We start from the raw sequence: 23,737 nt of genomic DNA on the forward strand, positions 1-23,737 counted from the left end.
TGAATAACGAGATGGAGCAGATCATAGAATTGCTGCGCACAGCGCACGAGAGTCAGGCATCCGACCTCCATATATCTGTTGGCTCCCCGCCGATCATACGCGTTCACGGAGCTCTCAAGCCGCTCGGCGAGGAGCAGGTTACCCCTGAGCAATCGAGAAATATGGCGATGTCGCTGCTGAACGGGGAGCAGCAGGCGCATTTCGGGCAGGCGGGCGAACTGGATTTCTCCTACGAGCTGGAAGGCTGCTCCCGCTACCGGATCAATGCTTATCTCCAGCGTGGAAGGGTAAGCATTGCCGCCCGTACGATACCGACCCTTATTCCGACGCTTGTGCAACTGGAGCTGCCGCCTGTCATCAGTACCTTGACTGGCAAGCATCAGGGGCTTGTGCTTGTGACCGGCCCTACGGGCAGCGGCAAATCATCCACGCTTGCGGCGATGATCGACTATATTAACCGCAAGCAGAAAAAGCATATTGTAACGCTTGAGGACCCCATAGAATTCCTGCATCCCCATGCTTCATCGATCGTGGATCAGCGCGAGGTCGGAAGCGACACGAAGAGCTTTTCCAATGGGCTGCGGGCGGCGCTGCGCCAGGATCCCGATGTCATCCTTGTCGGCGAGATGCGGGATCTGGAGACTATTTCGGCTGCTGTAACTGCAGCGGAGACCGGCCATCTTGTATTTGCCACCTTACATACGACAGACGCTCCGCAAACGATCGACCGGATCATCGATGCGTTCCCGAGTCATCAGCAGGGACAGATCCGGACCCAGCTGGCAGCTGTGCTGCTTGCTGTTATTTCACAGCGTCTGCTGCCCCGGGTGAATTGGCAGGGAAGAGTTTGCGCGACCGAGATTATGATGAACACCGCCGGGGTTGCGAATCTCATACGGACGGAGAAAGTCCACCAGATCAAAAGCGCAATGCAGACGGGCAAAGCCCATGGAATGCATACGCTGGATGCCAGCATCAAGGAGCTGCTGATGCAGGGGGCTGTCGATCCTGCCGCGGCCAAAGCTTATCTGGCTGAAGGAGGCTTCTGATGGCGCAGTTTGCTTATCATGTCAAAAGCGGAAGCGGCAAGCAGCTTAAAGGCACGCTCACCTCGATGGACAAAGCGGCCGCTGCGGAGCTGCTGCGCAAACGCGGACTTATTGTGCTCTCGCTGGAGGAGCATCGGACAACGATGATGTCGATGGATATCTATATCGGCAATCCGGTCAAGACGGAGCATTTTGTTATCTTCTGCCGGCAGTTCGCGACCCTTATCCGCGCCGGTGTGACTATTGTCGACACGACCAGTATTCTGGCCGCACAGACAGAGAGCAAGGCGCTCAAGAAGGCGCTGCACGATGTGCATTCCAATCTGCTGAGAGGCAGCGCGTTCTCCCAATCGGTGACGGAGCATAAGCGGATTTTTCCCCCGATGTTCATTAGCATGGTCCGTGCCGGTGAGGAATCCGGAGACCTCGAAGGCACATTGGAGCGTCTGGCTACTTTCTTCGAGAAGCAGCATGTCACGCGGGAGAAAATCAAATCCGCGCTGACCTACCCGGTTGTCGTCGGGTTGATTGCGATTGCCGCCGTTGTCTATTTGCTTAACTCCGTTGTGCCGCAGTTCGTGCAGATGTTTGATTCCGTGGACGCGGAGCTTCCGCTCATCACGAAGATTGTCATGGGGATGAGCAGCAGCATCCAGCATCAGTGGTACATCTGGCTGTTGGTCCTGAGCGCTCTGGTCGCCGGCTATCTGATAATGAAGCGCAGCGAGCGCGGCGCCTGTTGGATCGATTATGCCAAGCTGAAGATTCCGGTGTTCGGCAAGCTGAGGCAGAAAGGCTCCATTGCGCAGATGACGCGTACGCTTTCCTCGCTATACGCAAGCTCGGTGCCGATGCTGCAATCGCTGAGCATCGTGGAGGAAGTGGTTGGCAATAAGGTCGTCGGCGGATTTATCCGCAAATCCGCCGAATCGCTCCGTCAAGGAAACCCATTATCGGAGCCGTTGAAGAAAGCCTGGGTGTTCCCTCCCCTGGTTACGCAGATGATTGCCATTGGAGAGGAGACAGGTTCCCTGGATCAGATGCTCTCGAAGGTCGCGGACTTCTACGAGATGGATGTAGAGAATACCGTGGACCGCCTGAAATCGTTGATCGAGCCAATATTGCTTGTGTTTCTGGCAGGCGTGGTAGGGCTTATCGTAGCTGCGATCATGCTGCCGATGTTCAGTCTTTACGGGCAGATGGGTTAGATATATTTGGTAGCGAAGCAGACCTGGTTCACGGTGAATTTGAATGTGGGGGGATCGGCGCATAGAGAGTGATAGGGGTTGGGGTTGTCGGTAGAGGGAGTGCGGTCGGTTACAAAGAGAAAATATAAAAAGAAACGATACTGGGAGGAAATGAAAATGGTTGTTACAGCATTGAAACGGATGAAGAAGAATGAAAAAGGGTTTACGTTGATTGAGTTATTGGCTGTTATTGTTATTTTGGGTATTATCGCAGCGATCGCGATTCCGTTGATTAGCGGTATTATAGACAATTCGAAGGAAGATTCGGATGTTGCAACGGCTGCGCAAATCTATGATGCGGCAAGACTATATATTACTTCAGAGAAGAATGGTGTTTTTAAAGATGCAATTGTAAAAATAGCTGATCCTACTAATCCTACGAATACAGATAACCTTATGAAGATGAATTATTTAGCATCCGATATTGTCCTTCCAAGTTCTAAAGATATGATTAATGGAGGCTATGTGAAATTTGATACAAATGGGAAATTACATTCAGTACAAATCATTACGACGGTGAAAACTTGGTACTTTAAACCTGACGATGTAATAGCAGGAAAGGGAAAGAAACAAGAAGAAGTGATTAGTTAAATTATTAAGAGGAACCGGCCCAACCGGTTCCTTTTCTCACTACACCACTGAAAGCGGTCAAACCTGATGACACTAGCTATCGCATTATACGTATTCGTGCTCGGCCTCGCCTGCGGCTCGTTCTTTAATGTAGTTGGTCTGCGCGTCCCGGCCAGACAATCCATTATTCATCCGCCCTCGCGGTGTACAGCATGCGGCACCCGGCTTCGTTCCCGGGATCTGCTGCCGGTGCTCAGCTATCTGCTCACCAGAGGCAAATGCCGCCACTGCGGTGCAAAAGTGTCCATCGTCTATCCGCTTGGCGAGCTTGCGACCGGGCTTCTTTTTGTCTGGGTCTATCTGCGTTTTGACCTCGGAATCGAAGCGCTGCTTGGGCTTATTCTCGTCAGTCTGACGGTCATTATTTCCGTGTCGGATCTCAGATACATGCTCATTCCGAACAAGATTCTGCTGGCTTTTCTGCCTGCCGTTGTTTTGATTCGCCTGCTTTACCCTGGGGAGCAGCCCGTAGGGCATTACCTGCTGGGAAGTCTTATTGGCGGAGGGGTAATCCTGCTTGTAATTGTAATGTCACGCGGAGGGATGGGGCTTGGCGATGCGAAGCTGTTTGCGATTTGCGGCCTTGCGGTCGGTTTTCCGCATATTTTGCTTGCCCTCTTACTGGCAAGTCTCTTTGGAACGTTGATCGGCGGCGGTCTCTTAATGTTTAAAATTGTGAAACGAAAACAACCGATATCGTTCGGGCCGTTTCTGGCAGTAGGGACGCTTATTTCCTATGGTTATGGAACGATGCTGATCGACGGATATCTCTCCATAATTGCCTAGCAGGATGTGATAATGAATGTTTACGATAGGCTCCAAAAGAATCGGCCTGACGATCGATCACTCCGGCGTCCGCTACGCGGTCATGCGCAAGAGGAAAATCTGGGAGCTGGACAGCAGCGGATTTATACCTTTGCCGGACGGAACGATGCTCAATGATCAGATCGTACATGAGGACCAGCTCCGGGAGGCGGTCAAGCAGTGGGCGAAGCAGGAGCAGCTGGTCGGTGCGACTGCTACCTTAACCGTTCCTACTTCGCAAATAATCGTGCGCAAAATGAGTATTCCGACGATCAATGAACGTGAAGTAGCACAGCTGGTAGAGCTTGAAGTGGAAACCTCACTGCATTTGCCCTTCGAGGATCCGGTCTATGATTATATCAAGCTGGGGAAGAACGAGGAGAGCACTCAGGTACTCATCTTTGCGGCTCCGCGAAAATATATTGAAATCTGTGTGGGTGTGATGAAGGAAGCGGGTATACGGGCAGCTGGAGCGGAAATCGTGTCGACTGCCCTTTCTCGTGCTGTCTATCCTCTGCAAAACGAACCATTGACGGAAACCATGCTTGTTCATATCGATGAAGCTTCGCTTGAAATCCATATGTTTCATGATGGCAATCCGGTGTTCATCCGGGCGATTAATCTGGCTGAGAACGGCGAATATGAGGGTGAAGGCCTGTCTGAGCTCCAGTTGGCCGAGCTGTCTGCCGAGATTTCAAGGATGCTCAATTTCTATCAGTTTGGTCTCCATGAGGGAAGCACGCGGATATCCAGGGCCATCGTCACAGGAAACGGCGACAGCAAGGCCAAACTTCTGGAAGCATTCCGGCAATCGCAGCCCGATATCGAAATCCAGACGAGACATCACGACACGGTTCTGGATGACACAGAAGATGAAGCTTTTCTGATAGCCGCTGGGTTGTCCATACCCGTAGAGAAGGGAACCCGAATCAATCTGCTCCCTCGCGTGGACCGGGAAGCCAGAAAGCTGCCGCTTTTTATACTCAGTTGTTTAATAGTATGGGTGCTTGGTTTAGGCATTATCGGCTATCTCTACTTGACTGCCAATTCGGCAATCGCCAGCAAAGACGTGAAAATACAGGAGCTGGAAGATAATCTTATCCTATTGGAGAACGGCTTGACCACGGGACAGGGCGCTTCGGCGGGGACGAAGTCCAATCCCCTGGAGACCATTGAGCGCTTGACAAGTGAGAGGCAGGATCCGGTTGTCTATATTCAGGAGCTTGAGGACAAGCTGCCGGATCAGGCGCAGATCCACAATATTTCATACTCCGGCGACGGACAAATAACCTTGAACGCCAGCTTTGTGAGCATGCGTGACGCTTCGCGTTATTTGTTTGACATACGGCAGTGGGACTCGATACAGAGCTCCATGCTTCAAACGATCCAGCCAACACCGGAAGACTCCTCCGGATCGGAGCGTTATACCACATCCTACGCCATATTGCTGAAGCAGGCCAAGGAAGGGGAAAACGATGGAACAGCTGATTAAGAACCGTTCGCTCATCGTGCTGCTTATCGTCTTGATGTTTCTCATTTTGCTTGTGGCTTACATCTATATGGTACTGCCCAAGAGCCAGCGCGTATCCGGACAGGATGGGGATATCGTCAGGCTGGAGAGTCAAACGCAGCTGCTTCAGAAGAAGCTGGACGAGAAGAAATCGACGGAGTCCCAATATTCGCAGGATACGGTACAGGCAGCGCTGCCGCTGTGGGATAATACGGAACAAATGCTGATTGATCTTGCGGATATCGAGAAAAAAACCGGGGTGAAGAACTTGTCGATTTCTTTTGCGGCAGATTCTGGTGAGGAGAGTAAGGATACCGGGAACGCCGGGGCGGCTTCCGCTCCTGCGGTCAAGGAATTGAAGGTCTCCGAGTCTGTCAAGGGAAACTATTCCGATATATTAAGCTTTGTGAGCGAGCTTGAGGCTTTGCCGCGGCTTATCGAAGTGGATAACCTGGAAATTGCAAAGTCGTCTGCTTCCTCGGACAGCAGCGTCCCGATTATTGTCAACCTCTCCTTCACGGCTTATTACGATCCTTCTTATAAGGAACTGGTGGATAAGGAACAGCTCCCGTTCAACCCGTGATCGGGGCCAAAGAAAGCAAATCTGTATGCATGGAGACCTGCTTGCCTATTATGACGAGGGTCTCTTTTTTCTGTCCGTACAGACATAGCTTGAAGGATACTCATGTGTTAATATAAAAGAATTATAGGAGAAATTTGACGAAACGAGGGAGAAGATGGCTATGTCTTTTTTCGATAAAATGAAGCAGGGCGCAAGCGACGCGGCCAGGAAGGCGCAGCAGACCGTAGAAATCACGAAGCTCAAATCGCAAATATCCGGCAAAGAGAAAGAAAAGGATAAATTATTTTATCTTATCGGAACAGCTATACATGCCTCTCACCAGGAGGGGAATATTGCGCAATCCGAAGAGGAGGTTGTAAGCCACTGTCTGAAGGTGGATGGCCTGAATCAGGAGATTCAGTTTCTGGAAGAGCGTATCAAGAATATCCGGTTTGAGAAAACCTGCCCGACCTGCAGCATTGTTGTTCCATTGGATACGAGATTTTGCCCCGGATGCGGGACGCCTTTTCCTGAGGAGCCAAGACCTGAGAACACGATTGGCGAAATCCGTGTCATCTGCAATCATTGTCTGACGGAGAATGATCTTAGCAGCAAGCACTGCCTGTCTTGCGGAAATAAGCTCTCGGGCGGTGAACCGGAGCGGCTCGAGGAAGAACCGGGATATTAAACACAGCGCACTGTTCTTATTTCATGCGATGGCAGCCTTCGAGGAAGGCTGTTTTTATTTGGTCCTCTATAAGTATGATTTGAAGAATTAACGTTACTGGCAAGCTGCGCCGGGATGGCGTAAACGATATTATTGTTTTGTGAATACCCTAGGCATTGATGCTCTCCCCGCCATCCAGAGGCGGGGTTATTTTGTCGTTGTGCAGCATAAGTTTCATTTTCTCCCGGAACGGATATGCTAGAATGCAGCAGGCGGAACCGCCAATTTGAACCGGCGCAAACAAGTTGTGCCGCGGCATAAATGTAAGGTCTTTGCCAACACTGTTTCTCTAGACCCACACGATATTGGTTTAGTATGATAACGACATCGGAAAAAATGGCACGAGCGTAAGTTACATAAACAGAAAGAGGTGCCTGGCATTGAATCAGTATCAGGAGATAAGACAGGGCGAGAAGGGAGCCTTGGTCAGTATCGGGGCGTATATCGTGCTGTCGGGCTGCAAGCTCGTGGCCGGGTACGGGTTTGACTCCTCGGCGCTTGTCGCCGACGGTTTCAATAACCTGACGGATATTGTCGCCTCGACCGCGGTCCTGGTTGGATTGCGGATCTCACAAAAACCGCCGGATAAGGACCATCCTTACGGACATTTCCGTGCGGAAACGATCGCGGCTCTGATCGCTTCTTTCATTATGGCAACAGTAGGGATCCAAGTGCTGATTGATGCCTTCAAGTCTTTGTTTGCCGATCATAAGGCTGTTCCGGGTCTAGTCTCCGCATGGATAGCGCTGGCAGCCGGAGCGGTAATGGCTGGTGTCTACATATATAATAAAAGATTGGCCAAACGGATTAATAACCAGGCTTTGCTCGCAGCGGCCAAAGATAATTTGTCGGATGCGCTTGTCAGCGTTGGAGCGGCTGTGGGGATAATCGGCGCACAATTCGGTTTGCCGTGGCTGGATCCGGTGGCTGCACTGGCGGTAGGCGCTATTATTTGCAAAACAGCCTGGGAAATCTTCTACAGCTCGACTCATGCGCTCACGGATGGTTTCAATGAGAACGAGCTTCATTCCTTGCGCGGGACGATTGAGAGCACACATGGTGTCCGTTCCATCAAAGACATTAAAGCCCGTGTTCATGGCAGCAATGTCTTGATCGATGTCGTGGTGCAGGTCGATCCGGAGCTGACGCTTGTCGAGAGCCACCGGATAAGCGATGAGATTGAGCGCCGCATGGAGCGCAAGCATAATATTATGAGTGTTCATGTTCATGTGGAGCCTCTGGGAATGGAAGATGGGGCGCAGCCTGGCTCAGAGCCGGCTCAGACCTGATAGCATTAACTAACCGGCGCGTATAGCGCTGGTTTTTTTTTGCACCATTCTAATGAGGGAGAGCCACACATATAATAGCCATCTAACGGATATTTTTTCTCCATGATTCCAAAAAAATGGGTTTCTGTCCAAAGAATATGGGTAAGGATACAGTAGAGCCTTTAGTTGGCTTATGTTGCTGTTCATTGAGGCAGCGGATTTCTCTATCATAAAAGCAGCAGGATTGGGGAAAAAGATACAAGCAAGGCTGTATGCATACTCAGATACAAAGGAGGCGTTTTTATGCTTTTGCCAGTGGAATCCAAACAAATTGCTTTTTGCTCTTATAACGAGAATGAGTCCTTGCTGCATGTCTATTTTCATACCGGTGAAATTATTGCGTTTCCTTCAATAAAAAAAGGGGAATATCAATCCATCATCGACGCGACAAACCGCTATGACGTATTAATGGATATCACGCAGAAGGGACATGAAGTGCCGGGCTATCGTGTGGATTGGCAAACAAGTGCCGAGGCCTGGCAGAACATGTAAGTGAAAGGATTTCCAATGGATGAATTATGAGACAAATTTAATGCGAAAGAACCATAAATGTAAAATATGAAAGACCGGATCGATAATGGAAACAATTACCTCGGAACTAAAATTACTGGGATATAATAGTTCCAAAGTACTTATATAGGACCGATTGTAAAAGGTATATTAATGTCATGAAAGTAAGATTTGGCAATGGTTTTATTTCAAAAGCATCCCCTCGGGGGTGCTTTTTTTTATTATCTTTGCAATCGCTTTCATAATCCTAATATCCTATACCTGCCATGGTAAATTAAGCCGAAGGTATGATTTATCCTTGAAACGGGTGGAAAGTACAATGGGAAAGGGCGAGCAGGATTGACCTAAATTGGAAAATCAAGGAGGGATATGCTAAAGGCACTATATTGTTGTCCATCGGAGCATGAGAATTGAGATCACCGCGAATATATCAAAAGCAAGCCAAAAATGGAGGTCATCACGGAATGAAAAAGCGTACAACTATGATTTTGGCCCTTATTCTGATTGCTTTATTGAATGTCCCCTTGACGGCTATGGCAGCATCGGCGGAAATTGTAGCCTCGGTCAGCTTTCGGAGCGGCCCATCCACATCCAGCAGTGTGATGAAGTATCTGCATGCCGGTGACAAGGTTGAAATATTGTCAGAAGTCAACGACTATTGGTACCGGGTGAAAGATGCCGGGGGCAGCACCGGCTATGTGTCCACCTCCAGCCGTTATATCAAGCCGTCGGCAGCTTCGGGAGGCAGCACACCGGCAGGTACGGGAACTGGAACAATCGTATCCTCCGTTTCCTTTCGTGAAGGACCTTCCACCAGCGCAACGCGCATGCGTTATCTGGCCAGAGGTGAAACGGTAACCATTCTGAGCCAGCCGAACTCCTACTGGTACAACGTAAGGGATTCGCACGGAGTGACGGGATATATCAGCACGGACAAGCAGTACATACAAGTAAGCGGACAGCCGACGGCTCCTGCTAATCCGGGCAATGGAAACAGCGGAGGCGGCGATCAGAACGCACTGGTCGAAAAAGTGATTGCTGCCGGTATGAAATATTTGGGCACGCCTTATGAGTTCGGCTCCGACCGCAATACGACTACAACCTTTGACTGCTCCGATTTTGTCCGGACGGCATTCAAAGACGGCATCAGCCTTACTTTACCGGCAGATTCCCGCCAGCAGGGAACTTATGTCAAACAAAAGGGCCATACCACAACAAACTGGCAGCAGCTGAAGCGCGGAGATCTCATGTTCTTCATGTCCTATAAGGGAACATCCGCATCAGCCTATTCCGGCATTGATAAATCAAAACAGACGATTACCCATGTTGGAATCTATCTGGGCAATGGCCAAATCCTGCAGACGTACTCCAAAGAATCAGGCGGAGTCCGCACGGACACGATCGCCGGCAAGCATTGGGAATACCGCTTCATGTTCGGCGGAAGCGCCATTTGATGACAGAGCCGGGCATTCATCCCTATAAGGATCTACTGAAGCCTGAAGCTAATTAAAAATCCCCGTCAGGAAGCGGGACCCGAAACGGTCCCGTTCTGGCGGGGATTTTTTATTGGAATGCGGACAGCTTCTTGGATCACTCGCCCTCGCAAAACATGGGGAGTCAATGCTGATTATGCGCGAAAGTTAAGGAGTGGTGCTTCGCAGGACGGTCATTTCACCGTCAAGCTCATAGGCGCCGAGACTGGCGGGAAGCAGAAAGCATTCTCCTGCCTTGATCTCCTGCTTGCCTCCGCTCCAGCTAATAGCACCTGTGCCTTCAGCCACCACGAGGATTACGAAGCTCTCTGCAGTCGTGGAGAGCTTCCACGGTGCCCGCACCAACCCTTTTTCAACGATAAAATAGGGTGATTTGGCAATTTGCAGCCATTCATTGGCCTTGGCCGCATCCGTCTTCATTCTGGTTGCGCCTGCGCCCTCATAAGCAATGACATTCAGTGAATCTTCAACATGCAGCTCGCGGAGCTTGCCGTCCAGACCTGGGCGGTTGTAGTCGTACACCCGGTAGGTCGTATCGGAATTTTGCTGAATTTCGGCTACGACGACACCGGCGCACAAAGCGTGAACGGTCCCTGCCGGAATATAGAAGGCATCTCCTGCTTCCACGGGGACCTCCTGCAGACAGTCCATAACCTTGCCTTCCTCAATGGCTTTGGCGAGAATGCCGCGGTCAACGCCGTCTTTGAGGCCATAAATGATTTTAGCACCAGGTTTGGCTTCAAGAATATACCACATTTCCGTCTTTCCGAGCTCGCCAGCGGGTAGGCCTTCGTAAGAATCAGTCGGATGGACCTGAATGGACAGGTCATCATTGCAATCCAGCAGCTTGATCAGCAGCGGGAAGCGGCCGTTGCGCTCGGAAAATCCTTTTGTTCCGAAGAATTCCCGTCCGTATTTTTCTCTGATGTCGTCAAGTCCGAGCCCGGCCAGCCCGCCATTCATAACTTTGGTTATACCGTTAGGATGATCGCCGATCATCCATCCTTCGCCAATAGCGCCATCCGGAAGCTCGAGTCCAAACTGTTCAAGGGCGCGGCCGCCCCAAATGCGTTCTTTCATTTCGGCTTTGAATTGCAGGGGATAAGCTTGTGTCAAGTGGATCTCTCCTTTATTTATGTATCGTGGTGTGCCGGTTCTACCGGCCAGGTGCAGGCTGGAACATCTCGAGAAACTCGCCATCGGGGCCATAAAAGAAAAAATAACGCGCTCCATTGGGCAATGTCGTGATTTCGGTGTCTTTTAATGGAACGCCAAGCCGCTTGATACGGGCAAATTCTGCCTCAACATCATCCACGGTGAAGGCGGTATGATGAGTTCTGCCTTCAACAGCCAGCTCTCCTTCGTAGCCTTCCACCAGCTCAAGCTGGGATTCCTGGGCGTCAGCCCCCGCGAGAAAAGCAAGACGAATGATGCCGTTGGTGTGCGTCATGGTATACAGATGCTTCAAACCGACTACTTCGGTATAAAAGGGAATCGATTGATCCAAATCCTTAACCATGATGCCTACATGCTCCAGTTTACGTACAGCCATTATGAATTCCTCCTTATAATTTCAAGCGATTGCCCCGGGACTAGTCTTTGGTCTGGATTGATTTCTTCTCCACTGCCAGCAGGAAGGGCGAGGCAGGCTTCTGCGGCATGCGGTACAGTACGGCTTGTCCCGCACCCTGGGGCAGCGAGGACGCCCATTGCTCCACAGCAGCCGCTTCCTGATCGCCTCCGGGATGGCCGGGATACAGCACGATTGTCAAAATGCCGCCCGGACGAAGCAGCCCAAGGGATGCATCCAGGGCAGCGAGCGTAGATACGCTCGCTGTGATAATGGATGTATCGGCCTCAGGTCCCGGGAGGAAGCCAAGATTGAACATGACAGCGCCCAGACGCTTCCTGGAATCCTCCGCGATATGCATGGCCATGCCGGCATGGCTGCCATGGATGAGACACAATTCGGGAATCCGCTCCCGGGGGAGGGAATAAGCAAGACGCTCCTTCGTGCGCCGCAGAGCCTGCTGCTGAATATCGAAGGCATACACGCGGCCGCGGGGGCCGATCTGCTCGGCCAGGAACAGAGTGTCATTGCCATTGCCGCATGTCGCATCAACAGCTGTATCTCCGGGTGACAGGCGGCCGGCAGCCAGCTTGTGGGCCATGCCCAGAACGGATAGGAACCCCATTCTCAGCCTATGCCTCCCATAACCGGCCCTGCCAGGTATTGCGGCGGCTGAGCTCATCATCAATAGCATTGAGCACTTCCCACTTCTTCAGGCTCCACATGGGTCCGATAAGCAGGTCGCGGGGAGCGTCGCCGGTCAGCCGGTGGACAATCATCTCCGGAGGGAGCAGTTCCAGCGTATCGGCGATCAGACCAATATATTCATTCTGGTCAAGAAAACGCAGCAGACCGGCTTCATATTGCTTGACCATGGGTGTCTTGCGCATCAGATGCAGCAGGTGGATTTTGATTCCCTGTATATCCATGGCTGCCACCGCGCGTCCAGTATCCAGCATCATCTCATGCGTTTCCTGGGGCAGCCCGTAGATAATATGTGCGCATACGCGTATTCCTCGCGCCCGCAGACGCGCGACGGCATCCTTATAGCAATCGGTATCATGCGCCCGGTTGATCAATTGCGACGTGGATTCGTGAACCGTCTGCAGCCCCATCTCTACCCATAGATAGGTTCGTTCGTTCAGCTCCGCCAAATAGTCCACCACATCATCCGGCAGACAATCCGGTCTTGTCGCGATCGACAATCCAACGACACCAGGCTGGCTCAGAATCGCTTCATAATATTCACGGAGCTCTTCAACAGGAGCATAGGTGTTGGTATAAGCCTGAAAATATCCAATATAACGCGCCTCGGGCCATTTTTGATGCTGCAGATCCCTGATCGTATTAAACTGCGTGACCAGATCGTCCCGGCGGCTGCCGGCAAAATCTCCCGATCCCCGCGCGCTGCAGAATGTGCAGCCGCCGGCAGCGATGGAGCCATCGCGGTTGGGGCAGGTGAAGCCTGCATCCAGCATGACCTTGAATACCTTCCCGCCGAACTGCTCGCGCATTTCATAGTTCCAGGTATGGAACCGTTTATCCGACCACTGCCTGGGCGCAGCGCCCGGATGGTCAACCTGCGTAATCGCCTGCATAGCATGTTCTCCTCTTGCATAAGTCATCTTGCAATCATTAATCACAATTGTATCGAAAATTTGCACGGAGCGCTACGCCGCCGCCCCATCTCAAAAATAATCCAGTTTTAAACGACTGGAGAACCCCATTATTTACTGGAAAAAAGTCCGCTCAAATTAACGAAAAAGGCTTGCAATACCTTACATAAAGTGTTATATTAAAAGTGCGACAAATCAACATTTTCGGTTATTTCACCCTTATTCCAATCACTTGTCATAGCTTGTCGGTTTTCTGGAAATTCTATTAACTAAAAACCGTGAGGTGATTCAGGATGAACACGCAAGTGAAAATTCCCCAAGGGGACGAGAAGGTTACGATTCAATTGACACGCAAGGAAATGATGGCACTGGCCGGTATACGCTTTCATGGTAACCATAATATTGAAGTTTCGGCTCGCAAGAAGCTGAATGAAGCTTTGGTGGAAACCTATGAATCGGATAGCGCGCAGGGCAATTCCCGTCAGATACTTAATTAAAAGAATGTTTTTTGAATATACAGCCTAAGCCGAGCGGCGAGACTTCTGACGCCATCGGCTTTTTGTTTTTTTATATTTGAGGCTGGTCTTTACAAGCGCGCTGTTGTTCGGCACAATAAGGACGAATAAGGGTAAAGCGATATTGGAGGAATCAAGCGACTATGCGTCTTAGAGGAAGAAAAGGAATTCGGGAAAGCTTGGAAGCGCAGCCGGAGCTCGTCGTTCTGGAGGCGGCGCCGCTCAAGGGGCGCTGGAGCGAATTATTTGACAATGGCCATCCTATTTATGTGGAGCTTGGAATGGGCAAAGGACGTTTTATCACGGATATGAGCGTTCGCAATCCTCAGATTAACTACATCGGCATTGATATGTACGACGAGCTGATTCGCCGGGCAAGCGACAAGGCGCGCACCGCCTGGGCGGAAAAAGGGGAGGAGAATCCGCGGAATCTGGCGCTTGTCCGGGCTAATATCGAGACGATCGAAGACATTTTTGCTCCCGGTGAGATCCAGCGCATACATTTGAATTTCAGCGATCCCTGGCCAAAAAGCAAGCATGCGCGAAGAAGGCTGACCCACTCGCGGTTTGTGTCGAAATACATCGAGATTCTGAATTCACTCGGTGAAATTCATTTCAAAACGGACTCCCAGTCTCTGTTCGAGTTTTCGCTGAACAGCTTCGCGGACATGGAGCTTCATATGCGGAGCATCTCACTCGATTTGCATAAGGAAGGATTGCGCGACGATCTCGTGCTGACTGAATATGAAGCCAAATTTGTCGATCGCGGCAATCCGATCTACCGGGTGGAGGTTGTCATCGGCCAAGAGGCTGTGTCTGCGCACAGGGAAACCAAGCGGCAGACTCAGTTGAAGGACCAGGTGGCGCACACCAGCATCGAGGTCAGCGATCCCAGTACAGCCCCTGCCGCAACATCAGAGGGATAATGCAGTCCCAGATACATCCTCGACCATCCGACGGAGACGCCAAGAATAAGAGCGACCGGCAGCAGCAGAGGCATCAGAGCGGATTCTGCGGCCAGCCAAGGCATCAGCCAGGCAAAAATAGCTGTGGTATGTCCGGATGGGAATGAGGAATCACATAATGGCTTAAGCACTGTGTTTACCTTCGGCAGAGCTTGATGCGGTCTCAAACGCCGGAATTTGCGCTTCACAAGCGCGACCGGTAAATGGCTGATGGCGACTGCAATCGCCGCCTGCCAACCAGCGGTATGCCAGGGCTCGGCGGCCAGCAGCGCGCATAATAGGGCGGTGACCAGTGTGAACGTCGCGCCGCCCGTATGCGTGATCATATTCAACCATCTTCCAAGCCACTTATTCAAACCCCGATGGGAAGGTCCGCGGTTCACCCACAGAAATATCCGCTGCTCATTGGATTGCAGCCAGTACACGACTCGACTCACAGAGCAAACCTCCTTCCTTAAGGCGAAGCTGGATTTTCCGAATTTATTTTCAGTTTACAGCCGATTTGTTCACGCTGTGTCAATCCGCATCATTTGCTTATCACTATTTAACCACATATAGGCTTATACGAACTAGGGTGCAAATTAGAGTTGCAGGTCGTTTCTTGTATCTTGCGAGCTATTTGGGGGCGTTTATTCAAAGAAAAACGCCTATTTTGCATGGACAGGAGAATTTAATCGTATTTTGACCGAAATTTTCCGTTTTACAATCGGCATAGGATGGTTAAGATGTTATGGAGATACATGAGAAGCTTAAGTTAGGATACTGTCCAAAACGCCGTCTCCAATGGTGAATGATGGAAATATGCCTTTGCGTTCATCATTTCGTCACATTGGAAACAGGCTTGGATGAAACTTTTCCCATTGTATTTTCGTTAAGTAAATGGGCAGCATTTTTCGTAAATGAGTCAAAATAAGGGAGTAACGACAGAAAAACATGGTTTGAGCTCATTGAATGGTTATGTAAGCCCTTTTCCAAGCTTACATGACCGAAAAAAGGCCATTTGCGCTTTTGACAAAAAGAATAATTGTGTGGAAAATCATTATGGCTGCGGAAAACAAACATAAAACCGCATCAATGAACAACGCACGCAACAAAAAACAGAGAGAATATGAAAAATGGGGTCTCAAGGGGGCAGTAAAAGTTATGGTCAATTCTCTTTTAATTTTTTTCCAGATCTTCTTGGCTTTCGTCGGTGTTTACCAGTTTACAATTTCGTTATTCGGCATCGTCAGAAAAAAAAGACATCTCAACCACAAACCGCAAAAGTCATTCGCAGTGCTTGTCGCCGCTCACAATGAGGCGCAGGTGGTCGGGGCATTAATCGAAAACTTGAAAAAGCTTGATTATCCGAAAGAACTTTACGATATTTTTGTCATTTGCGACAACTGCACAGATACCACCGCCGATATTGCACGGAGCCACGGTGTTCATGCCTGCGAGAGGAAAAATCCGCATTTGCGCGGCAAAGGACATGCGATTGAATGGATGCTCAAGGAGCTCTGGGGCATGCCCCGCCAGTACGATGCGATCGTCATGTTTGATGCCGACAACCTAGTCGGCAACGATTTCCTCGTCCACATGAATAATGACCTTTGTGAAGGCAAGAAAGTCATTCAGGGTTATCTGGATACGAAGAATCCTGCCGATTCATGGGTTACAGCATCGTATGCCATCACGTACTGGTATTGCAACCGGCTGTGGCAGCTGTCCCGCAGAAACCTGAACATGGCCAACTACCTCGGAGGAACAGGCATGTGCTTTGATTCCGAGCTGTTGAAGGAAATGGGTTGGGGAGCAACCAGCCTGGTAGAGGATCTGGAGTTCTCGATGCGGTGTGTAAAACGCGGTATTCACCCGGTACTTAATTACGACGCCAAGGTATACGACGAGAAGCCGCTGACCTTCAAGGCTTCATCGCGCCAGCGTCTGCGCTGGATGCAGGGGCATTTTACAGTAGCGCGGCATTACTTCTTCCCGCTGCTGTGGGCGAGCATCAAGGAGCGCAATTTTGTGAAATTCGATGCCGCACTGTACTCCATCTCGGTGTACAACACCTTTATCGGCTTTGTAGCGACTGCGATGCTCTGGATGGATAATATAATTCCTGCCCATAATGCATTTACGTCGATTTATTATTACCTGCCGTACTGGGTGCCGATTGTTGCGATCTCAGCAACAGCGGTCATGTTCCCGCTCGTGATGATTCTGGAAGGCATCAAATCCGGCAAGATGTATGCGCATCTGCTGTCCATGATCGTATTCCAGCTCTCATGGCTGCCTATTACGTTCTATGCCTTCTTTACACAAAACAACAAGCAATGGAGCCATACCCAGCATACGCGTGTGCTACGTCTGGAAGAAGTGCAAAGCAAACAGGTCTGATCTGACTCCGCTTGTCATTTGGTGATTGACATCAATTGGATTGTTATGCTATATTAATTCGGTAGCGCCAGCATGTCTGGTGTTAAGCAAAAGCAGAAGCACCCGCTTCTCACCTGTCCGGCAGTCGGCTGGCTGGTTCGCGATCGATGATTGACTTAGGCTCGCCGCTAGAGAGTGGCGATGATTGAAATGCCTACAATCTTGGTTAATGGAATGCGGGTCCGTGCGGATCCGCATTTTTTATTTTGTTTGTGATTCGCAAAATTTGGAGGTGGCAGGTTATTAGCAGGGAACATCAAATCAACGATGAAATTCGGGCCCGCGAGGTACGTGTAGTAGGCGCCGATGGAGAACAAATCGGAATCAAATTATTTCGTGAAGCGCTGCAAATGGCAATCGATTTAAACATGGATCTTGTTAACATTGCGCCCACTGCGAAACCGCCGGTTTGCCGCATCATGGATTATGGCAAATTCCGCTATGAAACGCAGAAGAAAGAGAAGGAAGCCCGCAAGAATCAGAAGATTGTGGATACCAAGGAAGTGTGGTTCCGTGCCAATATCGACGAGAACGACTACCAGACAAAGTTCCGCAATGTTGTGAAATTTCTGGGTGAAGGCGACAAAGTGAAATGCTCCGTCCGTTTCCGCGGCCGCGAAATTACGCATGCATCCGTCGGTCAGAAAATTCTTGACCGGCTGGCGAAGGAAGTTGCCGATCTGTGCGTGATGGAACGTATGCCGAAGCTTGAAGGCCGCAGCATGATCATGATATTGGCGCCCAAAACAACCAACTAAGGTTTAATCTATGAGGAGGATCACCAAATGCCTAAAATGAAAACACACAGCAGTTTGAAAGACCGCTTCAAAATTACCGGTACCGGCAAAGTGAAACGCTTCAAGGCGTTCCGCAATCATTTGCTCTCCGGCAAGTCAGCCCGTCAAAAGCGCGTACTGGCAACGCAGCCGCTTATGGCAGCAGGCGATGTACGCCGCTTGAAGCAAGGTCTTTCAAACTTGAAATAGTACATTACGAGAGTAAACATAAGCATAACCAACATTCGGGAGGTTTCTATTCATGGCAAGAGTTAAAGGCGGATTTGTCCGCGCACGTCGTCGTAAAAGAGTTTTGAAGCTGGCTAAAGGCTACTTCGGCTCCAAGCATCGCCTGTTTAAAACAGCAAAAGAGCAAGTGATGAAGTCGCTGCTCTACGCATACCGCGACCGTCGCCGCAACAAACGCGATTTCCGCAGACTGTGGATCGTTCGTATCAATGCTGCAGCACGTTTGAACGGGCTGTCATACAGCAAGTTCATGTTCGGCTTGAAACAAGCTGGAGTTGAAGTGAACCGCAAAATGCTCGCTGACCTTGCTGTCAATGACATTAATGCATTCAACTCGCTTGCAGGCATCGCAAAAGAGAAAGTAAACGCGTAGCGTTTACACATAGCATGAACAAAAAAGAGCCTTCCATCTATGGAACAGGCTCTTTTTTGTTGCGTCCATTGAAATTCCGGAATTCAAGGCATGTGACCCTATCCCGCTGCCATGCTCAAGGAAGTAACTAAAAACAGGACAACCGCACGGCCTATCTTTGTCCCCTATGGACAACGGTACAGTCCCTAATTGCCGGTTCCGAATAAGCTATATAGGACAACTAAGCTTTCGGTGCCTTAAGCGAATGGCCCGATGCAGCGGGATGCCGGGAGTAAAGGTTCGCAAGAAAATTAGAGGAGGGATTGCATATGCAACGCGTCTCCAATGAGCAAGCTCGTAAACTTGTTGGCAAAACCATTTATGTGGTTCGCAAAGACGGCTCGGTACGGACGGGCAAGCTCGTCCGCGTCCATCAGAATAAGCTCTATTTGCGTCCGGCGGGCAAAGATAAAGCAAAATCAGTCAAGACCAAAGCGATTCTGCCGCTCGTGCTGTTTGATTTACTGGCGATCGGCACACTTCCGTTTGCCGGCGGCTTCGGCGGTGGCTTTGGTGGCTTCGGCGGTGGCTTCGGTGGCGGCGGCTTTGGAGGCCCTTATGGCGGCGGCTTCGGCGGCGGCTTCGGAGGTCCATGCTGCCAGCCGGGATTTAAAAACTTCTATTAATAACTGCCGTTCTGCAGATTAGGAGTATTAAAAAGAAGTTGTCAATGATTTGATCATTTCATAACATTGATATTCTGGCAGGTCGCGGACGGTTTCATAGCCAAGCTGGGTGTAAAGCCGCATTGCGCGGGGATTGCTGTAATCCACGAATAACCGGGCTATTTTGCATTTGTGAATCCGCCCGTATGCTTCCCCTTGTGCCATCAATTGGGTTCCCAGCTGTTTTCCCCGATGCTGGGGATGAACAGCGAGCATGTCGTAAAGCAGCGTCTCACCTCGTATATAGAGATGGACGAAGCCCATCGGCGTGCTCGTTTTTGTTCGTGCAGCGACGAAGGTGACGCCGTCACGAAGCCGCTTGGGCAGGTCGCGGATTGCTTGCGCATCCCTGGGGGATGTCGTATAGGAAAGAGGGATCAGTTCCCTGATTATCAGGCGGATAATCTCGGGATCATCGGTCCGCGCCCGTCTACGTCTAATCAATGAGATCAACCCGCTTTCGGCCAGGCTTAAATTTGCAGCTGCTTATACCGGCTTTTATTATGCTTTACCATCTTATGTACGGACGCCGGGAATTGCTCCGCAGTGCAAGGATAGATTTCTTGAGTTTTTGCTTCGGCAGAAGCTTATAATGGTTCTTGACTAACCCGGTGCCGAAGCATATAATAAGCTGTAAGCAAGATGAAGCTCATCATATGACGCAAGTAATCGCTGGCACGAAGTATCGGGCTGGGCTATGTGTCGTCATGGATGATAAGCGTTATATTCCGGAAATATCGGAACGGCCAAGCAGGTTTTGTTCTGATATTCACAAAATAATGTATCTGCTATGAAGAGGACGAAGTGTTAAGGGCTCTTTTGCTCAGAGAGCGGACGGATTTGCTGCAACCGTCGCCAAAAACCCTTTCCAACGAGCTCACCTCGGAGCTGTTTCCCTGAAAAGCTTTCCCGATTGGATGATGATTGAAGCATCTTATAGTGGAGACCGTATTAGGGGAAATCGTAGGGCACACGTTAATGTGCCAGGGTATGAACGATGGCATGCACGCCGTTCTTACCTGTTGAGGTTATTTGCTGCGAAGTGAATAACAAACCTGGGTGGTACCACGGAAGATATACCTTTCGTCCCTAGACGCTGAACAAGCGTCAGGGCGCGGAAGGTTTTTTTGTTTTTCTAGAGAGGAGGACGACTTAATGGTCGCTCAAAGTGCAACGCTAAGGTCAAAAGAAGAATTGATGGAAAGAATGAGTAAACCAGATGTCATTACCGGTTCGGAAATGCTGCTTCGCAGCTTGGTGCTTGAGGGTGTCGATTGCGTCTTCGGTTATCCCGGAGGAGCTGTATTGTTCATTTATGATGCGATGCATGGATTCTCGGATTTCCATCATCTGCTGACCCGTCACGAGCAAGGCGCCATTCATGCGGCAGACGGCTATGCGCGTGCAAGCGGTAAAGTCGGCGTATGTATAGCGACGTCGGGACCGGGAGCTACGAATTTAGTGACAGGTATCGCAACCGCGTATATGGATTCGGTGCCGCTTGTCGTCATCACCGGCAATGTAGCGACGAATTTTATCGGGACGGATGCTTTTCAGGAAGCGGATATTACCGGCATTACGATGCCGATTACCAAACATAGCTATCTGGTGCGCGACGTTAAGGATCTGCCCCGCATTATCCATGAGGCTTTCCATATTGCCAACACTGGCCGCAAAGGCCCGGTATTGATCGATATTCCCAAGGATGTATCCTCGCACAAGGCGATGTTCAAGCCTGTGAACGAAGTCAGCATCCGCGGCTACAATCCGACGGTTTCGGCGAAGAAGCCGCAAATTGACAAAATGATCAAAGCCATTGAGGAAGCGGAACGTCCGGTCATTCTTGCAGGCGGAGGGGTTGTATATTCCGGCGGGCATGAGGAATTGTATGAATTCGCCACCAAAGCGGGCGTGCCGATTACAACGACGCTGCTTGGTCTTGGCGCATTCCCGAGCGGCCACGAGCTGTGGATGGGAATGCCGGGAATGCACGGCACCTTTACAGCCAACAAAGCCATCCAAGGGGCCGACCTGCTGGTTAATATCGGAGCGCGCTTCGATGACCGGGTAACGATGAAGCTCGACGGCTTTGCTCCAAATGCAAAAATCGTACACATTGACATCGATCCGGCGGAAATCGGCAAGAACGTTCCTACCGATATTCCGATCGTTGGCGATATCAAAACCGTGCTGCAGCAGGCCAACAAGGAAGTGAAGTATGCAGCCAAAGCCGATGCCTGGCGTGCGCATATCCAGCAGTCCAAGCTGGATCATCCGCTGGGTTACGTCGATTCCGAAGTGGTGCTGAAGCCGCAGTGGGTTATCGAGATGATCCATGAGACGACCAAGGGCGAAGCGATTGTAACGACAGATGTCGGTCAGCATCAGATGTGGGCGGCGCAGTATTACCGTTTTAATCAGCCCCGTTCCTGGATCACATCCGGGGGCCTCGGCACGATGGGCTTTGGATTCCCGTCCTCCATCGGCGCCCAGATGGCGCATCCTGACCGGCTGGTTGTCTCCATTAATGGAGACGGCGGCATGCAGATGTGCGCACAGGAGCTGGCGGTTTGCGCGATTAACAACATACCGGTCAAAGTGGCCATTATCAACAACCAGGTGCTCGGAATGGTACGCCAGTGGCAGGAGCTTATTTATGAGAACCGGACCAGCCACATTGATTTGGCGGGCAGCCCCGACTTCGTAAAGCTGTCTGAAGCTTATGGAGTAAAGGCTTTCCGTGCGACGAACAAGGAAGAAGCGCGTGATGCCTGGATTGCGGCCTTGGATCATCCGGGACCGGCTGTTGTCGAATTTGTCGTCCGCAAAGACGAGAATGTCTATCCGATGGTTACGCAAGGATCGACGATCGATGATATGCTATTGGGGGATTCGGAATGAAGAAACATACAATCGCCGTACTCGTAAACGATCAACCCGGCGTTCTGCAGCGCGTTTCCGGCTTGTTCGGACGCCGGGGGTTCAATATTGAAAGCATCACCGTGGGGACAAGCGAAGAACCGGGCTTGTCCCGGATGGTCATCGTCACGTCTGGCGATGACCACACGCTTGAGCAAGTAACAAAGCAATTGTACAAGCTTATTGACGTTATCAAGGTTATCGATCTGAGCGCCAACCCTATGGTTGGCCGCGAATTGGCACTGATCAAGGTCAATGCCGAACCCTCATCCCGTCCGGAAATTCTCGGTGTGGTGGATACGTTCCGGGCAGCTGTTGTAGATATTGGCACAAGCACGCTGATGGTTCAGGTTGTCGGCGATACCGACAAGATTGACGCCATGGTAGAGCTCCTGAAGCCTTACGGTATCCGCGAGCTGTCACGAACTGGCGTAACCGCTATGATCCGCGGCAGCGCCAAGTAGTAGAAGAAGCTAAACATGAACCGCCATTTTGGGCGGGAGTTAAAGCGGGGGAGCTCGGGATAGCAGCTTTATTCCGACCATCCCTCCTTTAACACCCGCTCAAAAGGGTCAAATTAAAGGAGGCTTTATTATCAATGGCAGTTACATTGTATTATGAAAAAGATGCAGACCAAAGCGTTCTGCAAGGTAAAACGATCGCCGTTATCGGTTACGGCAGCCAAGGACATGCGCAAGCACAAAACCTGCGCGACAGCGGTTTGAAAGTGGTTATCGGTCTTCGTTCCGGTAAATCGGCCGACAAAGCTAAAAACGACGGTTTTGAAGTATTATCCGTAGCGGAAGCGACGAAAATCGCTGATGTCGTACAAATCCTGATGCCTGATGAAACGCAAGCCAAAGTGTACAAGGAAGAAATTGAACCAAACCTGAAAAAAGGCGCGGCTCTCTTGTTCTCCCATGGCTTTAACGTTCATTTTGGACAAATTATCCCTAATAAAGATACCGATGTACTGCTCGTCGCTCCTAAATCGCCGGGCCACATGGTTCGCCGCACCTATGTAGAAGGCTTTGGAGTTCCAGGGCTTATCGCAATCGAGCAGGATGCTACAGGCAATGCCAAAGCAATCGGCCTTGCATATGCAAAAGGTATCGGCTGTACGCGTGCAGGCGTTATCGAAACGTCCTTCCGTGAAGAGACCGAAACCGACTTGTTCGGTGAGCAAGCGGTGCTTTGCGGCGGAGCAAGCGCACTGGTTAAAGCAGGCTTCGAAACGCTGGTTGAAGCCGGCTACGCGCCAGAGATGGCTTACTTCGAGTGCTTGCATGAGCTGAAGCTGATCGTCGATCTGATGTATGAAGGCGGACTTGCTTCCATGCGCGATTCGATCTCCAACACTGCCGAGTACGGCGACTACGTTTCCGGACCTCGCATTGTAACGGATGAAACGAAAAAAGCGATGAAAGCCGTTCTGGAAGACATCCAAACCGGACGTTTCGCCCGTGACTTCATCCTTGAGAACCAATCCAACCGTGCTATGCTGACGGCTACGCGCCGCAACGAAGCCGAGCATCCAATCGAGGTTGTCGGCGGACAGCTTCGTGAATTGATGCACTGGATCAAGAAGTAATCGACTGTTTGAATGAGCTGATGGGGAAAGAAGGCTGCGTCGTTCACGCTATGTGAACGGCGGGCTTGTTTTTCTTCTTAAATACGGTTGCATCTTATCCCGGATTATCGGGACGCTCCCCGCACTGCCTGCCTGGCAAATGAGGGGGCCGTCTCGCCATCCGGGATCATTCCGTTCA

At 50.6% G+C, this 23,737-nt stretch carries 26 protein-coding genes and 1 other annotated feature; of the genes, 20 read left to right on the forward strand and 6 right to left on the reverse strand.

The features are described 5' to 3' along the window. Nucleotides 1–11: 11 nt before the first annotated feature. The 10 genes from AC0YOB_RS08210 (at nt 12) to AC0YOB_RS08255 (ending at nt 9,821) form a co-directional block, all read left to right on the forward strand. Nucleotides 12–1,049 carry a type IV pilus twitching motility protein PilT gene (locus AC0YOB_RS08210; RefSeq protein WP_475792979.1) on the forward strand — a complete coding sequence of 346 codons (1,038 nt, stop codon included), beginning with the start codon at nt 12–14 and terminating at the stop codon, nt 1,047–1,049. Further along, nucleotides 1,049–2,257: a type II secretion system F family protein gene (locus AC0YOB_RS08215; protein ID WP_475792441.1), complete on the forward strand. Its 1,209-nt coding sequence runs from the start codon at nt 1,049–1,051 to the stop codon at nt 2,255–2,257. The genes AC0YOB_RS08210 and AC0YOB_RS08215 overlap by 1 nt, the downstream gene beginning before the upstream one ends. A gap of 156 nt (nt 2,258–2,413) precedes the next feature. Further along, nucleotides 2,414–2,887 carry a prepilin-type N-terminal cleavage/methylation domain-containing protein gene (locus AC0YOB_RS08220; protein ID WP_475792442.1) on the forward strand — a complete coding sequence of 158 codons (474 nt, stop codon included), beginning with the start codon at nt 2,414–2,416 and terminating at the stop codon, nt 2,885–2,887. 66 nt (nt 2,888–2,953) lie between these two features. Beyond that, nucleotides 2,954–3,712, forward strand: coding sequence for a prepilin peptidase (locus AC0YOB_RS08225; protein WP_475792443.1), 759 nt, complete (start codon nt 2,954–2,956; stop codon nt 3,710–3,712). Nucleotides 3,713–3,728: 16 nt separating this feature from the next. Next, nucleotides 3,729–5,222 carry a pilus assembly protein PilM gene (gene pilM / locus AC0YOB_RS08230; RefSeq protein ID WP_475792444.1) on the forward strand — a complete coding sequence of 498 codons (1,494 nt, stop codon included), beginning with the start codon at nt 3,729–3,731 and terminating at the stop codon, nt 5,220–5,222. Next, complete coding sequence (gene pilO, locus AC0YOB_RS08235) at nt 5,206–5,823, forward strand: type 4a pilus biogenesis protein PilO (protein WP_475792445.1); 618 nt, start codon at nt 5,206–5,208, stop codon at nt 5,821–5,823. Before pilM ends, pilO begins: the two co-directional genes overlap by 17 nt. A 160-nt stretch (nt 5,824–5,983) precedes the next feature. Then, nucleotides 5,984–6,490, forward strand: coding sequence for a zinc ribbon domain-containing protein (locus AC0YOB_RS08240; RefSeq protein ID WP_210045475.1), 507 nt, complete (start codon nt 5,984–5,986; stop codon nt 6,488–6,490). Between the two features lie 419 nt (nt 6,491–6,909). Further along, the gene (locus AC0YOB_RS08245) at nt 6,910–7,818 is read left to right on the forward strand and encodes a cation diffusion facilitator family transporter (protein WP_475789663.1); all 909 of its coding nucleotides are present in this window, start codon (nt 6,910–6,912) and stop codon (nt 7,816–7,818) included. A gap of 282 nt (nt 7,819–8,100) precedes the next feature. Beyond that, nucleotides 8,101–8,349: a hypothetical protein gene (locus tag AC0YOB_RS08250; protein WP_210045477.1), complete on the forward strand. Its 249-nt coding sequence runs from the start codon at nt 8,101–8,103 to the stop codon at nt 8,347–8,349. A gap of 482 nt (nt 8,350–8,831) precedes the next feature. After that, nucleotides 8,832–9,821 (forward strand): C40 family peptidase, encoded by a 990-nt coding sequence (locus AC0YOB_RS08255; RefSeq protein ID WP_475792446.1) that lies wholly within the window; start codon nt 8,832–8,834, stop codon nt 9,819–9,821. 186 nt (nt 9,822–10,007) lie between these two features. Here AC0YOB_RS08255 and AC0YOB_RS08260 read toward each other — a convergent pair whose 3' ends face one another. From AC0YOB_RS08260 to mnmL, 4 genes are read right to left on the reverse strand one after another with little or no spacing between them, the layout of a single operon-like run. Then, complete coding sequence (locus AC0YOB_RS08260) at nt 10,008–10,976, reverse strand: type I phosphomannose isomerase catalytic subunit (RefSeq protein ID WP_475792447.1); 969 nt, start codon at nt 10,974–10,976, stop codon at nt 10,008–10,010. A 40-nt stretch (nt 10,977–11,016) separates the two neighbouring features. Further along, nucleotides 11,017–11,412, reverse strand: coding sequence for a VOC family protein (locus AC0YOB_RS08265; protein ID WP_475792448.1), 396 nt, complete (start codon nt 11,410–11,412; stop codon nt 11,017–11,019). 40 nt (nt 11,413–11,452) lie between these two features. Next, nucleotides 11,453–12,055, reverse strand: coding sequence for a tRNA 5-(aminomethyl)-2-thiouridylate-methyltransferase MnmM (gene mnmM, locus AC0YOB_RS08270; protein ID WP_475792449.1), 603 nt, complete (start codon nt 12,053–12,055; stop codon nt 11,453–11,455). Nucleotides 12,056–12,062: 7 nt separating this feature from the next. Beyond that, the gene (gene mnmL / locus AC0YOB_RS08275) at nt 12,063–13,028 is read right to left on the reverse strand and encodes a tRNA modification radical SAM protein MnmL/YtqA (protein ID WP_475792450.1); all 966 of its coding nucleotides are present in this window, start codon (nt 13,026–13,028) and stop codon (nt 12,063–12,065) included. Between the two features lie 311 nt (nt 13,029–13,339). Here mnmL and AC0YOB_RS08280 point away from each other — a divergent pair, with 311 nt between their 5' ends. Both AC0YOB_RS08280 and trmB read left to right on the forward strand, forming a co-directional pair. Then, nucleotides 13,340–13,543, forward strand: coding sequence for a hypothetical protein (locus tag AC0YOB_RS08280; protein ID WP_210045483.1), 204 nt, complete (start codon nt 13,340–13,342; stop codon nt 13,541–13,543). A 161-nt stretch (nt 13,544–13,704) separates the two neighbouring features. Continuing rightward, nucleotides 13,705–14,487, forward strand: coding sequence for a tRNA (guanosine(46)-N7)-methyltransferase TrmB (trmB, locus tag AC0YOB_RS08285; protein ID WP_475792451.1), 783 nt, complete (start codon nt 13,705–13,707; stop codon nt 14,485–14,487). On the opposite strand, the gene AC0YOB_RS08290 is transcribed toward trmB, so the two are convergent. Beyond that, on the reverse strand, nt 14,406–14,963 hold the full coding sequence (locus AC0YOB_RS08290) for a phosphatase PAP2 family protein (protein WP_210045485.1): 558 nt from the start codon (nt 14,961–14,963) through the stop codon (nt 14,406–14,408). The genes trmB and AC0YOB_RS08290 overlap by 82 nt on opposite strands. Nucleotides 14,964–15,669: 706 nt before the next feature. On the opposite strand from AC0YOB_RS08290, the gene AC0YOB_RS08295 reads away from it, so the two are divergent. From AC0YOB_RS08295 to AC0YOB_RS08315, 5 genes are all read left to right on the forward strand, one after another. Continuing rightward, nucleotides 15,670–16,908, forward strand: a complete 1,239-nt coding sequence (locus AC0YOB_RS08295) for a glycosyltransferase family 2 protein (protein WP_475769037.1) — start codon at nt 15,670–15,672, stop codon at nt 16,906–16,908. 84 nt (nt 16,909–16,992) lie between these two features. Continuing rightward, nucleotides 16,993–17,157: a sequence feature (ribosomal protein L20 leader region), on the forward strand. A gap of 5 nt (nt 17,158–17,162) precedes the next feature. Then, the gene (gene infC, locus AC0YOB_RS08300; protein WP_475792980.1) at nt 17,163–17,705 is read left to right on the forward strand and encodes a translation initiation factor IF-3; all 543 of its coding nucleotides are present in this window, start codon (nt 17,163–17,165) and stop codon (nt 17,703–17,705) included. Nucleotides 17,706–17,732: 27 nt separating this feature from the next. Then, nucleotides 17,733–17,933: a 50S ribosomal protein L35 gene (gene rpmI / locus AC0YOB_RS08305; protein ID WP_210045487.1), complete on the forward strand. Its 201-nt coding sequence runs from the start codon at nt 17,733–17,735 to the stop codon at nt 17,931–17,933. Between the two features lie 52 nt (nt 17,934–17,985). Continuing rightward, a complete protein-coding gene (gene rplT / locus AC0YOB_RS08310) occupies nt 17,986–18,345 on the forward strand; it encodes a 50S ribosomal protein L20 (RefSeq protein ID WP_210045488.1) in 360 nt (119 codons plus the stop codon). A gap of 308 nt (nt 18,346–18,653) precedes the next feature. Then, entirely contained in the window at nt 18,654–19,010 is a 357-nt protein-coding gene (locus AC0YOB_RS08315; RefSeq protein WP_475792452.1) for an eL33 family ribosomal protein, read from the forward strand. 27 nt (nt 19,011–19,037) lie between these two features. Here AC0YOB_RS08315 and AC0YOB_RS08320 read toward each other — a convergent pair whose 3' ends face one another. Further along, the gene (locus AC0YOB_RS08320) at nt 19,038–19,493 is read right to left on the reverse strand and encodes a GNAT family N-acetyltransferase (protein ID WP_475792453.1); all 456 of its coding nucleotides are present in this window, start codon (nt 19,491–19,493) and stop codon (nt 19,038–19,040) included. Nucleotides 19,494–20,204: 711 nt separating this feature from the next. Between AC0YOB_RS08320 and ilvB the strand changes: the two genes are divergently transcribed. The 3 genes from ilvB to ilvC all read left to right on the forward strand — a co-directional run bounded on the left by ilvB (nt 20,205) and on the right by ilvC (nt 23,559). Then, the gene (ilvB, locus tag AC0YOB_RS08325; protein WP_475769039.1) at nt 20,205–21,950 is read left to right on the forward strand and encodes a biosynthetic-type acetolactate synthase large subunit; all 1,746 of its coding nucleotides are present in this window, start codon (nt 20,205–20,207) and stop codon (nt 21,948–21,950) included. Beyond that, the gene (gene ilvN, locus AC0YOB_RS08330; protein ID WP_210045492.1) at nt 21,947–22,432 is read left to right on the forward strand and encodes an acetolactate synthase small subunit; all 486 of its coding nucleotides are present in this window, start codon (nt 21,947–21,949) and stop codon (nt 22,430–22,432) included. The genes ilvB and ilvN overlap by 4 nt, the downstream gene beginning before the upstream one ends. A 134-nt stretch (nt 22,433–22,566) precedes the next feature. Then, on the forward strand, nt 22,567–23,559 hold the full coding sequence (ilvC, locus tag AC0YOB_RS08335) for a ketol-acid reductoisomerase (RefSeq protein ID WP_210045493.1): 993 nt from the start codon (nt 22,567–22,569) through the stop codon (nt 23,557–23,559). Nucleotides 23,560–23,737 lie beyond the last annotated feature (178 nt).

The sequence above is a fragment of the Paenibacillus sp. JT31N17 genome (assembly GCF_056269255.1).